The sequence below is a fragment of the Micromonospora wenchangensis genome (genome assembly GCF_002210435.1).
Lineage (GTDB): Bacteria > Actinomycetota > Actinomycetes > Mycobacteriales > Micromonosporaceae > Micromonospora > Micromonospora wenchangensis.
Genome location: NZ_MZMV01000066.1, coordinates 21,678 through 37,517, shown reverse-complemented (window position 1 = coordinate 37,517; position 15,840 = coordinate 21,678). Strand labels below are relative to the sequence as shown.

Annotated in this window: 11 protein-coding genes; 3 read left to right on the top strand and 8 right to left on the bottom strand. The window is 72.3% G+C overall.

The features are described 5' to 3' along the window. From B5D80_RS27395 to B5D80_RS27370, 6 genes are all read right to left on the bottom strand, one after another. Window positions 1-1,943, bottom strand: a 1,943-nt coding sequence (locus tag B5D80_RS27395) for a glycosyl hydrolase family 28-related protein (protein ID WP_088646830.1), incomplete at its 3' end; no start/stop codon positions are given. A gap of 115 nt (window positions 1,944-2,058) precedes the next feature. Beyond that, window positions 2,059-3,684 (bottom strand): glycoside hydrolase family 13 protein, encoded by a 1,626-nt coding sequence (locus B5D80_RS27390; protein WP_088646838.1) that lies wholly within the window; start codon window positions 3,682-3,684, stop codon window positions 2,059-2,061. A 71-nt stretch (window positions 3,685-3,755) separates the two neighbouring features. Continuing rightward, window positions 3,756-4,643, bottom strand: coding sequence for a carbohydrate ABC transporter permease (locus tag B5D80_RS27385; RefSeq protein WP_088646829.1), 888 nt, complete (start codon window positions 4,641-4,643; stop codon window positions 3,756-3,758). Between the two features lie 3 nt (window positions 4,644-4,646). After that, a complete protein-coding gene (locus tag B5D80_RS27380) occupies window positions 4,647-5,606 on the bottom strand; it encodes a carbohydrate ABC transporter permease (protein WP_088646828.1) in 960 nt (319 codons plus the stop codon). A gap of 67 nt (window positions 5,607-5,673) precedes the next feature. Next, window positions 5,674-7,050, bottom strand: coding sequence for an ABC transporter substrate-binding protein (locus B5D80_RS27375; protein ID WP_088646827.1), 1,377 nt, complete (start codon window positions 7,048-7,050; stop codon window positions 5,674-5,676). A gap of 306 nt (window positions 7,051-7,356) precedes the next feature. Continuing rightward, entirely contained in the window at window positions 7,357-8,358 is a 1,002-nt protein-coding gene (locus B5D80_RS27370) for a LacI family DNA-binding transcriptional regulator (protein ID WP_088646826.1), read from the bottom strand. 218 nt (window positions 8,359-8,576) lie between these two features. Here B5D80_RS27370 and B5D80_RS27365 point away from each other — a divergent pair, with 218 nt between their 5' ends. The 3 genes from B5D80_RS27365 to B5D80_RS27355 all read left to right on the top strand — a co-directional run bounded on the left by B5D80_RS27365 (window position 8,577) and on the right by B5D80_RS27355 (window position 12,375). Next, complete coding sequence (locus B5D80_RS27365) at window positions 8,577-9,833, top strand: ROK family protein (protein WP_245855011.1); 1,257 nt, start codon at window positions 8,577-8,579, stop codon at window positions 9,831-9,833. Between the two features lie 18 nt (window positions 9,834-9,851). After that, window positions 9,852-10,694, top strand: a complete 843-nt coding sequence (locus B5D80_RS27360) for a LacI family DNA-binding transcriptional regulator (protein ID WP_088646837.1) — start codon at window positions 9,852-9,854, stop codon at window positions 10,692-10,694. Between the two features lie 127 nt (window positions 10,695-10,821). Next, entirely contained in the window at window positions 10,822-12,375 is a 1,554-nt protein-coding gene (locus B5D80_RS27355; protein WP_088646824.1) for a cellulase family glycosylhydrolase, read from the top strand. 116 nt (window positions 12,376-12,491) lie between these two features. Here B5D80_RS27355 and B5D80_RS27350 read toward each other — a convergent pair whose 3' ends face one another. Together B5D80_RS27350 and B5D80_RS27345 are read right to left on the bottom strand one after the other, a co-directional pair. Next, window positions 12,492-14,258: a DUF1996 domain-containing protein gene (locus B5D80_RS27350; protein WP_088646823.1), complete on the bottom strand. Its 1,767-nt coding sequence runs from the start codon at window positions 14,256-14,258 to the stop codon at window positions 12,492-12,494. Between the two features lie 211 nt (window positions 14,259-14,469). After that, window positions 14,470-15,777: a hypothetical protein gene (locus B5D80_RS27345; protein ID WP_088646822.1), complete on the bottom strand. Its 1,308-nt coding sequence runs from the start codon at window positions 15,775-15,777 to the stop codon at window positions 14,470-14,472. Window positions 15,778-15,840: the final 63 nt, after the last annotated feature.

Below are 15,840 nucleotides of genomic sequence, written 5' to 3'. Positions count from 1 at the left end.
GGGGCCGTGGTCGGGGGCGCGGTGGTCGGCGGGACGCTGGTCGGCGGCGGGCTGGACGGGCCGTTGCCCCACTGCGGCTGTGGCCACGGCCCGCAGTACGGGGTGGGCGTGTACCAGCCGGAGTTGCCGGTGCCCTGGGTGATCTGGAAGCCGCTGCCGACGCAGTTGTGCATCGGGTTGGCCTGGGCGATGTTGGTGGCCCGGACGCCTGTGAAGCTGACCTGGCTGGGGGCCTGCACCTGGAGCGCGTACGTGCCCGCGCCGTCGATCCGGACGTTGTTGAACGCGATTCCGCTGGTCTGCCCCTCGATCCAGTGCAGCGCCGCGTAGGAGCTGTCCAGGATGTCGGTGTCGGTGACGTTGACGGCCGCGCCCTGGATCGGCTCGTTGAGCGCGGAGAACCAGATCGCGCCGACCCCGAAGTTCCAGTTGTAGTCGGAGTTGCCGTTGCGGATCAGCGTGTTGCGGGCCACGGTGATGGTGCCGGCCACCGCCGTCGGACCGGTGACCCCGGGGTAGCGGTTCGCGACGTGGATGCCGCCGCCGTTGGTCACCGAGTCGGCGGTCACGTTGTCGGCGATGGTGATGTCCCGCCCGCCGTAGGTGACCAGGTGGTTGGCCAGGACGGTGACGCCGATGGTGTTGCGGGTGAAGGAGTTGCCGACGTTCGGCACGCTCTGCGCCCACATGGCCAGCGCGTCGTCGCCGGTGTTGCGGACGAACGTGTTGGTCACCGTGGAGTTGGTGACGCCCCAGTGGAAGTTCACCCCGTCGGCGGTCTGGTCGAGGATGCGGCTGTTGCGGATGGTGAAGTTGTCCATCGGGCCGTCCATCCACGCGCCGACCTTGGTGTGCTGCAACCACAGGTTGTCCACCACCGAGTTCGTCATCGCGCCGCCGATGGCGTTGACCTGGTCCTCGTCGACCCGCTCCCGGATGTCACCGATGATGGCGAAGTCCCGCAGCGTGACGTTGCGGCTGGGTCCGCCGGCCTCGTGCGAACGGATCTCCCCGGAGTAGCCGCCGCCGGGTACGTACTTGCCGTAGATGCCGGCGGCGCGTTTACGGTCGGTGGGGTGCCGGCCGCCGAGCACCGAGTACCACGGCCCGGCCCCGCGCAGCGTCACGCCGTCGACCACCACGTGGTCCCAGAGGGTGAACGTGCCGGCCGGGATCCACACCGCCCTCCCCTGCGCCCTGCCGGCGTCCACCGCGGCCTGGAACCTCGCCGTCGAGTCGGTGCCGCCGGTCGGGTCCGCGCCGAAGTCGGTCACCACGTCCAGCACGCCCGAGGGTTTGGCGATCGGCGACCCGACCAGCTCGAAGTCGGCCAGGTCGATGGTGAACGTGGGTGACTGGGCGGTCGAGGAGACCTGGAGGCGGATCGTCGTGCCGGCCGGGTAGGTGGTGCCGAACATGGTGCGGGTCTCGTCGTAGAAGTGGTGCGGGTTGGTGTCGCCCGGGTTGTTGTTGAACGGGTATCCGCCGTAGTACCAGCCGTACCGGGAGGTGACCGGGACGGCCTTGACCAGGGTGCCGTTGGCGCGCAGGTCGATGCTGGCGTCCCGGCCGGTGCCGGCGGCGTTGTCGGGCAGGCTGTAGCGGAAGGTGACCGCGTTCGCCGGGGCGGTGAGGGTGAACTCGACGTACTCGCCGACCGCGTCGAGGGTGACCGCCTCCCGGCCGGACGCCTCGGACGGCAGCGTGCCGTAGCGCCGGTCGGGGCCGATCCTGGTGCCGGTGTGGACGGCCTGTTCCGCCTCCTGCTCCCGGAACGGCACGGTCGCGCCCCGGCCGGCGATGTCGAACGGGGACAGGCCGGCGGCGTACGCCGGGGTGGCGGTGGAGGTCAACGCCACGACGGTCAGTGTCGAGGCGGCGAGTACGGCGGCGGCCAGGGCCGCGAGCCCGGTGGGGCGTCGGTGGTGCGGGTGCTCGGCCATGCGGGGTGTGCTCCCTTTCGTCGGTGGCCAGGTCCCCCGTGCGGCGGTGCTGCTGTCTCCTTCCCTTCCTCCCCAGGTGTTCCGGCGGCCGGGACGGGCCGCCCGGTGGTGCGGTTCAGGCCGGCCGGGTCCGCAGCCAGACCGCGGTGTCCGGGGGCAGCCGGTCGTCGTGCAGTGGCCCGCTGGCCAGCAGCACCCGGTCGTGGGCGGGCAGCGCCACCGCCTCGGCACCGAGGTTGACCAGGCAGGCGAACCCGGGTTCCCGGGCGAACGCGAGCACCGGTGGCGGCGCGGGCAGCCAGGTCAGCGTGCCGTCGCCGAGGGCGGGTTCGGCCCGGCGCAGTGCCAGCGCGGCCCGGTACAGCTCCAGCATCGAGTGCGGGTCGCCGGTCTGGGCGCGGACGGTGCGGTCCTTCCAGTCGGTCGGCTGCGGCAGCCAGGGGGCGGCGGCGGCCCCGTCGGGGCTGAACCCGAACGGCGGGGTGTCGCCCTGCCAGGGCAGCGGCACCCGGCAGCCGTCGCGGCCCGGGTCGACCCGCCCGGAGCGTTCCCACATCGGGTCCTGCCGCAGCGCGTACGGGATGTCCTCGACCTCCCACAGGCCCAGTTCCTCGCCCTGGTAGACGTAGGCGGCACCGGGCAGGGCGAGGCTGAGCAGCGCGGCGGCCCGGGCCCGGCGGGTGCCGAGTTCCAGGTCGGTGGGGATGCCCTCGCGCTTGGCGGCGAAGCTGAACCGGGTGTCGGCCCGGCCGTAGCGGGTGACGTGCCGGGTGACGTCGTGGTTGGACAGCACCCAGGTGGCCGGGGCGTCGACCGGGGCGTGCGCGCCGAGGGTGCCGTCGATGCTCTCGCGCAGCGCGGCGGCGTCCCAGGCGCAGCCGAGGAAGTCGAAGTTGAACGCGGTGTGCAGTTCGTCCGGGCGCAGGTAGTCGGCGAACCGCTGCCGGTCGGGCAGCCACACCTCGCCGACCAGCGCCCGCCCGCCCGGGTAGGAGTCGGCGATGCGCCGCCAGGCGCGGTAGATGTCGTGCACGCCGTCCCGGTCGTGGAACGGGTGTGGCCGGTCCGGGTGGACCTCCGGCAGCGTGCCGTCCTTGACCAGCAGGCCGGCGGAGTCGATCCGGATGCCGTCCACGCCCCGGTCGAACCAGAAGCGCAGGATGGCCTCGAACTCGGCGCGGACCCGGGGGTGGTCCCAGTTGAAGTCGGGTTGTTGCGGGGCGAACAGGTGCAGGTACCAGTCGCCGGGGGTGCCGTCCGGGTCGGTGGTGCGGGTCCAGGTGGGGCCGCCGAACTCGCCCGTCCAGTCGGTGGGTGGCAGGTCGCCGTCGGGTCCCCGGCCGGGACGGAACCAGAACAGCTCCCGTTCGGGGGCGTCCGGGCCGCCGGTGAGCGCGGCCCGGAACCAGGGGTGCGCCTCCGAGCAGTGGTTGGGCACCACGTCGACGATGGTCCGGACGCCGAGCGCGTGCGCCTCGGTGATCAGCGCCTCGACCTCGGCGAGGGTGCCGAAGACGGGGTCGATGTCGCGGTGGTCGGCGACGTCGTAGCCGGCGTCGGCCATCGGTGACGGATACCAGGGGCTGAACCAGATGGCGTCGACGCCGAGGGCGGCGAGGTGGTCCAGGCGGGAGCGGATGCCGGCGACGTCGCCGATCCCGTCGCCGTCGCCGTCGGCGAAGCTGCGCGGATAGACCTGGTAGATCACCGCGGAGCGCCACCACGGGCTGCTGTCGACCATGGGCACGGTCACCTGCTTTCTGCGGGTCGGTTCTGCTGCGGCGGGCTGTGGGCGGCGGGCGGGGTGCCCGGTCAGCCCTTGAGGCCGCCGGTGGTCAGGCCGGACATGATGTTCCGTTGGAAGATCAGGAACAGCACGACGGTGGGGATGGCGGCGATGACCGAGGCGGCGATCACGACGTTCATCGGGGTGCCGCCGGCGAAGGCGTAGATGCCGACGCTGACCGTGCGGGTCTCCGGTGAGGGCATGACCAGCTTGGGCCAGAGGAAGTCCTTCCAGACCGCCGTCACCGCGAAGATCGCCACCACGCCGAGGATCGGGCGGGACATCGGCAGGACGATCGACCAGAGGGTGCGCAGCGGTGACGCGCCGTCGACGACGGCGGCGGCCATCAGGTCGTCCGGGATGGAGTCGAAGAACCGTTTGAGCAGGAAGATGTTGAACGCGTTGGCGACCAGCGGCAGCCAGATCGCGAACGGGGAGTCGAGCAGGTTGAGGTGCACGACCGGCAGGTCGATCACGGTCACGTACTGCGGGACGATGAGCACCATCGCCGGGATCATCAGCGTCGCCAGCATCATGGCGAGGATCAGCCCGCCCAGCACCGGGCGCAGCTTCGACAGCGCGTAGGCGGCGGCGGTGTCGAACACGAGTTGGAACAGCACCGCGCCGGTGGCGTAGTAGAAGGTGTTGAACAGCAGCTTGGCCAGGTCCAGGTTGGTCCAGGCGTCGACGTAGTTGCCCGGTTGCGGGTCGTGGGGGAACAGCGACGGCGGGGTCTGGGCGATCTCCTGGCCGCTCTTGAGCGCGCCGGTGACCATCCAGTAGAGCGGGCCGAGGAAGACCAGCGTGAACACGACCACGACGACGGTCAGCACGGTCCAGTAGAGGATCCGGCCGCGTCCGCGTCGCAGTTGTGCCGGGGCGATGAGGGTCCGGGTGGTGGGGTCGGCGGCCATGTCCTAGTCCTGTCTCGCGGTCAGTCGCAGGTAGACGGCGGAGAACCCGGCCAGCACCACCAGCATGATCACGCCGAGCGCGGCGGCGCCGTTGAGGTCGTTCTGGAAGAAGCCGTGCTGGTAGATGAGGTACGCCACCGAGGTCGCCGAGTCCTGGGTGCCGGCGCCGTTGGCGAGGATCAGCGGCTCGATGAACAGCTGCATGGTGGCGACGATCTGGAGCATGGCCAGCAGGGCGAGGATCAGCCGGGTCTGCGGGACGGTCACGTGGACGATGCGCCGCCACAGTCCGGCGCCGTCGAGTTCGGCGGCCTCGTACAGCTCGCCGGGGACGTTCTGCAACGCGGCCAGGTAGATCAGCACTGCGCCGCCCATGTTCATCCAGGTCGACGCGAGCACCATGGCGGGCATGGTCATGGTGGGCGACTGCATCCACTCGGAGGTGGGCAGGCCGAGCGCGGTGAGGACCGCGTTGAACAGTCCCGCCCCGCTCGGGTCGTAGGCGTAGAACTTGAACAGGAACAGCGCGGACGCCGGGGGCAGCATCACCGGCAGGTAGACCAGCACCCGCAGGTAGCCGGTGGCGTGGCGCAGCTCGTTGAGCAGGATCGCCACGAGGAACGGGACGGCGTAGCCGAGCACCAGGGCCAGGCCGGTGAAGACGAAGGTGTTCTTCCAGGCCGTCCAGAAGCTCGGATCGGCGATGATCCGGGCGTAGTTGTCCCAGCCGACCCAGGTGGTCTCGCCGCGTCGGGTGCGCTGGAAGCTCATCACCACGCCGCGCACCATCGGGTACCAGGAGAAGACGGCGAAGCAGACGAGCGCGCCGACGAGGAACGTGTGCCCGGTCAGGTTGTCCCGTACCCGCCGGCCGCGTCCGGCCCGTCGGGCGGGGGTGGGCTGCGGCGACGGCGTGGGGCGGCCGGGGCGGCGGGTGGCTCCCGGGGCGGCGGTGAGCGCCAAGGCAACTCCCTGCGGTAGTGGGTCGCGGTGGCGTGGGGGCCGGGTGGCCGGCCCCCACGCGGGCGGGTCAGCTGTCGGCGGCCAACAGTTGGTTGATCTTGCCTTCGGCCGTGGTGAGCAGGGCGTCGATGTTCGCGTTCGGGTTCGTCAGCACCCCGGACATCGCGGCGTCGAGGACCGCGTAGATGGCCTGGGCGTTGCGCGGCTCGCCCTTGATCGGCACCGGGTTGGCCTCGAAGGCCGCGAAGTTGGCGGTGTCCACGTTGGCGTTGGCCTTGCGCAGGTCCAGTTCCTGCTTCTGCGCGTCGCTGCCGGCGGCGAACAGCAGCGGCTGGGGCAGGCCCACCGGGTAGTTCTGCGGCTTGGCCCGGACGTAGTCGAACTGGCCCTTGCCCGGGGTGAGCTTCTGGAAGGCGATCCACTTCAGGCCGGCCCTGACCTGCTCGGGCGACAGGCCCTTCTTGAAGAAGTAGCCCTCGCCGCCGCCGAGCGTCGCGGTCGCCGGCCCGTCCTGGCCGGGCAGCGGGCCCATCGCCCAGTCCTGGTAGCGGCCCTGGAACTGGGTGACGATCGCCTGGGTGGCGTCGGGCGCGCCGATGAACATGCCGACCTTGCCGGCGCCGGCGTTGGTGAGCAGGTCACCCCACTGCAGGAGTTGGCGGCTGCCCATGCTGTCGTCGCCGTGGCGCATGTCCCTGAGGTTCTGCAGGACCTGCCTGCCCGCCGGGTTGTTGACGTCGGCCTTCTTGCCGTCGGCGGTGAGCACCTGGCCGCCCTGCGAGTAGAGCAGCGCGGTGAAGTGCCAGCCGCCGGTGTTGCCGGCGCTGTACTCGGAGTAGCCGGCGATGCCACCGCCGAGCGCGGAGATCTTCTTGGCCGCGGCGCGCACCTCGGGCCAGGTCTTCGGCGGGGTGGCCGGGTCCAGGCCGGCACGTTGGAAGAGCGCCTTGTTGTAGATCAGGCCCATCGAGTAGTTCTTTACCGGTACGCCGTAGAGCTTGCCGCCGTCGGTGAAGACCTCCTTGAGCGCCGGGTCGACGCTGTCCCAGGTGGGGATGGTGTCCCTGGTGGCGTAGTCGGTGATGTCCATGGCCTGGCCGGAGTCCAGCACCTGCGTGAGGTCGGTCATGTAGCCGTAGAAGACGTCGGTGACGGTGCCGCCGGCGAGGCGGGCGGTGAAGTCCGGCGGGTTGTTGCACTGCTCGCCGACGCTGACGCTCTTGACGACGATGTCCGGGTTCTGCTGCTGGAACGCGGCGACGTCGTCGTTCCAGTTCTTCAGCAGTTCCTTCTGCGCGCCGACCGGCTGGCAGTCGACCGTGATGGTGACCTTGCCGCCGGCGTCGCTGCTGTCGTCGCTCTTGGTGGAGCACGCCGCCAGGCTGAGCCCGAGGCCGGCCGCGAGCGTCAGGGCCGCGGCCTTCCGGTACTGCGGTACGGACATCTGTCCATCCCTTCGGGAACGGTTATCCATGACCTGCACTGATCTGCGGTGACCGGGCGGCAGCCGGTGACGGGGGTGGTGGGGTGGCAGCCGCCCGCGCCCTGCCCCGGACTCGGTGCCCGGGGTCGGGGTTGAGTGGAGTCAATGTAGCGACGTGGACTCTTTACAGCAAGGTTTCGACCGCATGACGAAAGAAATCGACTCCAGAGTGGTTGATCGCAACGATGCCACCCCCGGACAGCAGAACGGCCGTCGACCGCGGGTGCGGTCGACGGCCTCGGGGCGTCGCGGGTCGGTCGTGACGGGTCAGTCGCGGGGCACGGGGGCGGTGGAGCCGCGTACCACCAGTTCGGGTTCGAAGAGCAGCTCGTCGTGCAGCACGCCGGCCCCCTCGATCTGGGTGACCAGCAGATCGACCGCGGCCTGCCCCATCGTCTCGATCGGTTGGCGCACCGTGGTCAGCGGCGGATCGGTGCAGGTCATGAACGCCGAGTCGTCGAAGCCGACCACCGACACGTCGGCCGGCACCGCGCGGCCGAGCCGGCGGGCGGCCCGGACGGTGCCCAGCGCCAGCACGTCGCTGGCGCAGATCACCCCGGTCACGCCGCGCTCGATCAGCCTGGTCGCCGCGACCCGGGCACCCTCCATCGAGAAGCTGGACCGCTCCACCAGGTGGCGGTCGGCGTCCCAGCCGGCGGTACGGACCATCGCGTCCAGTTTGCGCCGCGACGGGATGTGGTCGGCCGGACCGAGCACCATGCCGATCGTCTGGTGACCGAGCGAGCGCAGGTGCCCGTACGCCTGCTCGACGGCGACCGCGTCGTCGGTGGACACCCGGGGGAAGCCCAGTTCCTCGACGCCCGCGTTGACCAGCACCACCGGCAGGCCCCGGTCGGTCAACCGCCGGTAGTGCTCGTGCGAGGCGTCGGCCAGCGCGTACGAGCCGCCCGCGAAGATGACCCCGCTGACCTGGTGGTCGAGCAGCATCTCCACGTAGCCGGACTCCGGCACGCCGCCGATGGTGCGGGCGCACAGCGCCGGGGTGAACCCCCGTTGGGCGAGCGAGCCGGTGACCACCTCGGCCAGCGCCGGGAAGATCGGGTTCTGCAACTCCGGCAGCACCAGGCCGACCAGCCGGGCCCGCTCGCCGCGCAGTTTCGTCGGGCGTTCGTAGCCGAGCACGTCGAGGGCGGTCAGCACCGCCGCCCGGGTCGCCTCGGACACTCCCCCGCGACCGTTGAGCACCCGGCTCACGGTCGCCTCGCTGACTCCCGCCTTGCGGGCCACCTCCGTCAGACGCTTCGTCACGGCGGCAATACTACGTCGGATTCTTGCAAAAACTGAACAGTCGGACGGCGAGAATCGGTCCGACCCGGACCGCCACGATGTCGGAGCGCGTCAGCGGGTCGGCGGCCCGCCCCTCGGCCACGATCCTGGGCCATCGGGATACTTGTATACTCTGGTCCGCCGACCTAACAGCCCCTGGCAGAGAAGCAGTGAGCGGACCAGCAGCGAGCAAACCCCAGGTGAGCAGCAGGTCGGTCGTTCTCGACGCGATCCGCGCGGCCGGGACGATCAGCCGGGTCGGCCTGATCCGGGCCACCGGTTTCACCGCGCCGACCATCTCCACCCTGGTCCGCAAGCTGATCAACGAGGACCTGGTCGTCGAGACCGGGCACGCGAAGTCGACAGGCGGCAAGCGGCGGGTCCTGCTCCAGCTCAACCACGCCTCCCGGTACGCCGTCGGCGTGCACCTGGACCACGGCGTCATCACGTACGCCCTGACCAACCTGGGCGGCACGGTGGTGGCCCGGATCTCCCGCCCGGGGGCCGGCGCGCAGGAGCCGGCGGTGGTGGTCGCCCGGATCGCCACCGAGATCGCCGCGTTGATCGACGGGGTCGGGGTGGAGCGGGACCGCATCCTCGGCGTCGGCCTGGTGTTCCCCGGGCCGGTCAACGCCACCCGGGGCATGGGTGGCCCGCCGGACGTGGGGCTCGCCCCCGCGATGCGGCAGTGGAACGGGTTCCCGCTGGGCGCGGCGCTGGAACAGGTGACGGCCCTGCCGGTGGCGCTGGACAACGACGCGACCGCGGCGGCGTCGGGCGAGCACTGGACCGGCGGGTTCGGCACGGCGACCTCGGCCGCCGCCCTCTACATGGGTACCGGCATCGGTGCCGGGCTGGTCGTCAACGGCAGCACCTACCGGGGGCCGAGCGGCAACGTCGGTGAACTGGGGCACGTGTGCGTGTCGGCCGACGGGCCGCGGTGCTGGTGCGGGGCGCGGGGTTGCGTGGAGGCGCTGGCCGGGCCGGCGGCGGTGGTCGCCGCGGCGCGCTCGGAGCCGGCGACGGCGCGGGCGGTGGGTTTCACGCCGGGCGTCCGACGGCCCTCGGTGGTCGCCGACTTCGCCGCGATCAGCCGGGCCGCCCGCCGGGGTGAGCCGCACGCGCTGGCGTTGCTGGAGCGGTCGGCCCGGCACGTCGGGGTGGCCGCCCGGACGCTGGCGAACCTGATGGACCTGGAGGTGCTCGTGCTGACCGGGCCGAGCCTGGCCACCGCCGGGTCGGTGTACCTGCCGATCGTCCGGCACGAACTGCGCGCCTGCTTCGCCCGGGGCACGCACACCGTCGACGTCCGGCTGTCCCGTTCCGCCGCGACGGCCTCGGCCATCGGCGCGGCCGCCCTGGTCCTCGAATCGGAGCTGGTCCCGCCGGGCCACGGGCCACGCCCGCCCGAGCAGGTGCCCGGCCGGCGGGTCCGGCTCACCGAATCGGCAGGCTGAGTGACCCGGGGGTACGCGATGGACGACACGTGGCGCACGAGCGCGGTGGGGCTGGTGCTCGCCCGGCCGCCCCGCCTGCTCGGCACCGAGCCGTTCTTCATGGAGTTCATCGCGGGCATCGAGGAGCGGCTCGCCGCGCACGGCCGGTCGGTGCTGCTGCACGTCGTCGCGCACCACGACGCCGAGATCGCCGCGTACCGCAGGTGGGCGCGGCAGCGGCTGGTCGACGCGGTCGTGCTGGTGAACCCGTCGGTCGACGACGCCCGCCCGGCGGTGCTGCGGGACCTGCGGCTGCCCGTGGTGGTCGCGGGCGAGCCCACCGGCGACAACCCGGCGGTACGCCGGGACGACGCCGGGTCGATGCGGGCGGCCCTGGCGCACCTGGTGGGCCTGGGGCACCGGCGGGTGGCGCGGATCAGCGGGCCCGACGCGCTGCTGCACACCCGGACCCGGACGGCCGCGCTGCTGACGGCGGCGGCGGAGTCGGCCGTCGACGCGGTCGTCGTGGCGGGCGACTACTCGGCGGAGTCGGGGGCGCGGTTGACCACCGGGCTGCTGGACGGGCCCGACCCACCCACCGCGATCATCTACGACAACGACCTGATGGCGGTGGCGGGCCTGCACGCGGTCACCGAGCTGGGTCACCGGGTCCCCCGGGACGTCAGCCTGATCGCCTGGGACGACTCCAGTCTCTGCCGGCTGGCCTCGCCCGCGCTGACCACGATGAGCCTCGACGTGCACTCGTTCGGCGAGTCGGTGGGCGAGTCGGTGCTGCGGCTGGTCACGGGCGAGTCGGTGCCGCAGCGCTGGTGCGCCACCGAGACGGTGGTCGTCCGGGGCACGACCGGCCCGCCCCGGTAGCACCGGGACGCGTTCCACCTGGCGAACCGTCGAAACGACATCGATACGCTTGACTTAGTAAGGCGAATAAAGAAAGCTCGCAGGCGCGCTCCCATCGACGCTCCCCTCTATGCCTAGGAGAGCTTCCATGACACGTCGTCATGCCCTGCTGGCGGCGACAGCCGCCGGCACGCTGGTGGCCGCCAGCCTGACCGCGGCCACCCTGCCCGCCTCGGCCGCCGCCGCGGGCTGTGCGGTCACCTACACCGTGCAGAGCCAGTGGAACGGCGGGTTCAGCGGCAACGTCGCCATCACCAACCTCGGCTCCGCGCTGGCCGGCTGGACGTTGACGTTCGACTTCCCGGACACCGACCAGCGGGTCACCCAGGGCTGGAGCGCCACCTGGTCGCAGTCCGGTGCCCGGGTGTCGGCGGCCAGCCTGAGCTGGAACAGCGCGCTGAACACCGGCGCGTCCACCACGATCGGCTTCAACGGCGCGTGGAGCGGGACCAACCCCGTACCCACGTCGTTCGCGCTCAACGGGACGACCTGCACCGGCGTGGTCAGCCCGACGACACCCCCGCCCACGACGCCGCCGCCGACCACCCCACCGCCCACCACGCCGCCACCCACCACTCCCCCGCCGACCACCCCGCCGCCGACCACCACCCCGCCGCCGGGCGGTGCCGCGCCGAGCCTGCGGGTCTCGGGCAACCGGCTGGTCACCGCGGCCGGGGCGACCTACCGGCTGCTCGGCGTCAACCGGGCCAGCGGCGAGTTCGCCTGCGTCCAGGGCAAGGGCATGTGGGACAGCGGACCGGTCGACCAGGCCTCCGTCGACGCGATGAAGGCCTGGAACATCCGCGCGGTACGCATCCCGCTCAACGAGGACTGTTGGCTCGGCCTGTCCGGGTCACCCAGCGGGGCCACCTACCAGCAGGCGGTCAAGGCGTACGTGAACCTGCTCGTCGCCAACGGGATCAACCCGATCCTCGACCTGCACTGGACCCACGGCCAGTACACCGGCAACATCTCGGCCTGCCCCGACGTGAACGCCACCTGCCAGAAGCCGATGCCGAGCAGGCAGTACACGCCGCAGTTCTGGACCGGCGTGGCCACCGCGTTCAAGGGCAACGACGCGGTGCTGTTCGACCTGTTCAACGAGCCGTACCCGGACGCCGCGAACAACTGGTCGGACATGACGGCCGCGTGGCGCTGCCTGCGGGACGGCGGCACCTGCACCGGCATCGAGTACCCGGTGGCCGGCATGCAGAGCCTGGTCGACGCCGTCCGCGCGACCGGGGCCACCAACGTCCTGCTCGTCCCCGGCCTGACCTGGACCAACGACCTGACCCAGTGGCTGGCCTACAAGCCGACCGACCCGCGCAACAACATCGTCGCCTCCTGGCACTCGTACAACTTCAACGCCTGTGTCACCGAGACCTGCTGGGACACCCAGATCGCGCCGGTGGCGGCCCAGGTGCCGGTGCACGCCGGGGAGATCGGCCAGGACACCTGCGCCCACGACTACATCGACAGGTTGATGACCTGGCTGGACAGCAAGCGGCTGGGCTACACCGCGTGGACCTGGAACCCGTGGGGTTGCAGCGGCGGCAACGTGCTCATCGAGGACTACAACGGCACCCCCACCAAGAGCTACGGCGAGGGCTACCGGGCCCACCTGCTCTCCGTGACCCCGTAACCGGCCCGACCGACCGACGCCGGTCCGTCCGGCCGGGGTGAGCCCCGGGTCGGCGCGACACCACCGCCCTCGGCGTGGCGGTGGTGTCGCGCCCTCCCGCGCCTGGCGCCCCGGGGTCAGGAGCAGCTTTTGCCCTTATTGATGCAGGTGGCGATGCGCTGCATGGTCTGGGCGGAGTTGACGTTGACGAAGTCGTTGTGGTCGGAGAACGGGTTGTGGTTCTCCTCCGGGAACGAGTCGAGCGCGTACTGGCCCTTGAGCTGCACGTCCCGGGGGATGTCGTAGCCGACGGTGATCCGCAGCTGCGGGATCGCCCGGAAGCCCTGCGGGCAGGCGCCGGTGGCCCGGTCGGCGAACGCGACGTGGTTGCGGTGGTTGTCGCTGTCGACGTTGCGGCCGTCCCAGCAGCCGGGGAAGTCGTGCACCCGCTGGACCTGGCTGCCGGCGGGGCAGATCGGGTACTTGTCGGCCAGCCGGTCGGCGAAGCCCGAGCAGGTCCAGGTGGCGCGGGCGTTGGCCGGGCCACGGCTGGTGGGCTTGGCGTCACCGGTGAGCGCCCGGAGGAACTTCGGCATCGGCACCACCCGGCTGACGGGGTTGCCGCGGTACTCGATCAGCACCTGCGCCGGGCGGACGATGCCGCCGGTGTTGCCGGGCAGTTCCAGGTCGGGCCCCTGCGGGTCGGGCAGCGCGGTGGCGGTGGCAGGCGCAGCGGTCGTGGGTGCGCTGCCCGGGGTGCCGGGGGCCTGGTCCAGGGTGCAGGTGGCGAACGCGTCGAGGCCCTGCGGGCGGGCGGCCTGCCTGCCGATCGCGATGGCGATCCGGTCGAGCACCGCGATCCGCTTGGCGCGCAGCGGACCGAGGATGGCGTTGTCGACGAAGGCCGGGCCGCCCTGACCCCGGCTGGTGACCAGGCGTTCGTTGGCCTCGGAGAGCTGCCTGTCGAGCTCGTCGAGGTTGCGGTTCACCTCGGCGAGCGCCCCGGCCGGGACACCTGGCAGCTTGTCCCGCACGCTGGGGCACTGGATGCGCGGGTTGGCCGCCTGGGCCGCCGTGACGCTGGCGCGGTGGGCGCCGGCGGGCATCCGGGCGTGCATGTCGTCGTAGCTGACGTCGCACTCGACGAGCGAGACCAGGCCGGGCTGATTGCCACCGGAGGCGGTGACCGTGCTGCTGATCTGCCTGATCGTCGCGGCGCGGCGGGCCCGCAACGCGTCGACGACCTCCCGGTTGAACGCGGCGTCGATGCGGCCCCGGCTGGCGGTCATCCGCTGGTTCGCGGCGGCCTGCTGGCGGTCCAGGTCGGCAAGCAGCCGGTCGATGGTGCCCCGGGCCCCGGTGGGGACGGCGCGCAGCCGCTTGCCGACCGAGGGGCAGACGACCGTCGGTTGGGTCTGGGCGAGGGCCTGCCGCACCTGCTCGTCGTTGCGGACGCTTTTGTCGATGCGCACCACCGGCCAGAAGTAGGACGACTTGTCGCCGTTGCGGCAGGTGGTGCCGGAGGCGTCCAGGTCGGCGTCGGAGGAGTTGGCGGTGATCGCCAGGTTGCCGACGAAGTCGTGGACGTGTTCGGCGCCGTTGCGGATGCCGGGCTGGGCCACCGGGTTGTCCGGGCTGAACTTGCCGTTGCCGTTCGTACCGCAGTCCACGGTGAACCGGCCTGGCGACCCGCCCGCCGCCGGCTGCGGGTCGCGCACGTTCGGCGGCACCTTCTCGATCGGCACGAACTGGTCCAGGCTGGCGGCGGCGTCCGCGGTGCCCCGGCCGCCACCGGAGACGAAGGTGACGGTGAGCGCACCGGTGGCGGCCAGCACCAGCGCGGCCAGGGCGATCCGGGCCGGCCGGGTGTGGACCAGCGGGGTCCCGTCGGGTCTGCGGTTCATCGGGAATCTCCTCCAAGCCGGAAACCGGCTGCGGTGATGTGCTGTCTGCCGGGGGTACGGCCCGGCGGGTGGGCAACGGTCACCGTCGGCCGGGTACGTCATGGTTCGGTAAGAAGTCCCGACCCCGACCGGGCACAGCCGGACGCGGCGGCCGGGTGACGGGGTCACCGGCCGCCGCGCGTGCCCGGCGTCGTCGCAAGGAGGCGGTGGACTACCAGCCGGTCAGGAGCAGGTGGTTGACCGTGAGCGCGACCGCCGCCTGCAGCACGAGCCAGCCGCGCCGGTCGGCCGCGGGGATCAGGGCCGCGCCGGCCGTCAGCCAGACGGTGAACGGCAGCCAGATGCGTTCCACCTCGGCCTTGCTGTAGCCGGACAGGTCCGCCGCGACGATCACCGCCGCGGCGGCGAGCGGCAACAGCCAGGCGGTGTGCTCCGCGTTCGGCCGCCGCGCCGCGAGGGCCCGCCGGGCGGCCGGCACCGCCCGCCGCAGGATCACCGCCGCCACCGGGCCGGCGGCCACCACGACCAGGGCCAGGTCGGCCCAGACCCAGTAGCCGTACGCCCGGTCGGCGGCGATCCCCTGGTAGTAGCGTTCGATGACCAGGTGGTAGCCGGTGGGCCACCAGAACCCGGCGGCGGTGAACGCGGCGGCGACCGGCAGCGCCCCGACGAACGCCCACCCCACGGTGCGCCGGTGCCGGCCGGCCAGCACGACGACCGCCAGCGCGAGCGGAGCCATCAGCACCAGCCCGTACGACAGGTAGCAGCCGAACGCCAACAGGGCCCCACCGGCGAGTGCCCCCACCGCCCGTCCCCGGGTGAGGCCGTGGGCCAGCAGGGCGATGCCGGTGGCGGTCACCCCGGCGAACAGCCCGTCGGCCGACACCCCGGCCCAGACCGCCCCGGGGAACAGCACCACGAACGGCAGCACCGCGCGGGCCGCCGCCTCGGTGCCGAGCAGTCGTACGGTGTGCGGCACGGCGACGGCGACGAGGCCCGCCACCAGGATGCACAGCGTCCCCGCCCAGCCCCCGCCGGACAGCCCGACCCGGTCGAGCCCGACGAAGACGAGCAGCGCCCCCGGCGGGTGGCCGGAGACGTGGGTGGTCCAGGAGTCCGGTTGCCCGTCGAGGATCCGGCCGGTGAAGCCGGCCAGCATGGCGGGGACGTCGGTGACGCCGGGCACCTCGTGCAGGTATTCGTGGCGGGTGGTCAGCCGTCCGGCGACGCCCCGGTGCCAGCCGTCGACCAGGGCCAGCGACAGCGTCCAGGCCACGGCGGTGGCGTAGCCGAGCGCGAGCAGCGGTCGCCAGGGCAGCCGGGCGGCCACCGCCGGCCCGTGCCAGCAGACCAGCGCGGCCAGCAACAGGGCCGCCGGGGTGCCGACCCCGACGTGCGGCAGCCACTGCGCGAACAGCGGTGCCGCGCTGGCGTGCACCGGGTGGCCGAGCAGGTAGAGCACCCCGCCGGTGACGGCGGCCACCGCGAACAGGCCGACGGCGGCAGCGGCGGCGATCACGTCGGCGCGCGGCGGGCGACGGCGCGGACCACCGTCCGGCTCCGTTCGGAGTCCTCCTGCGCC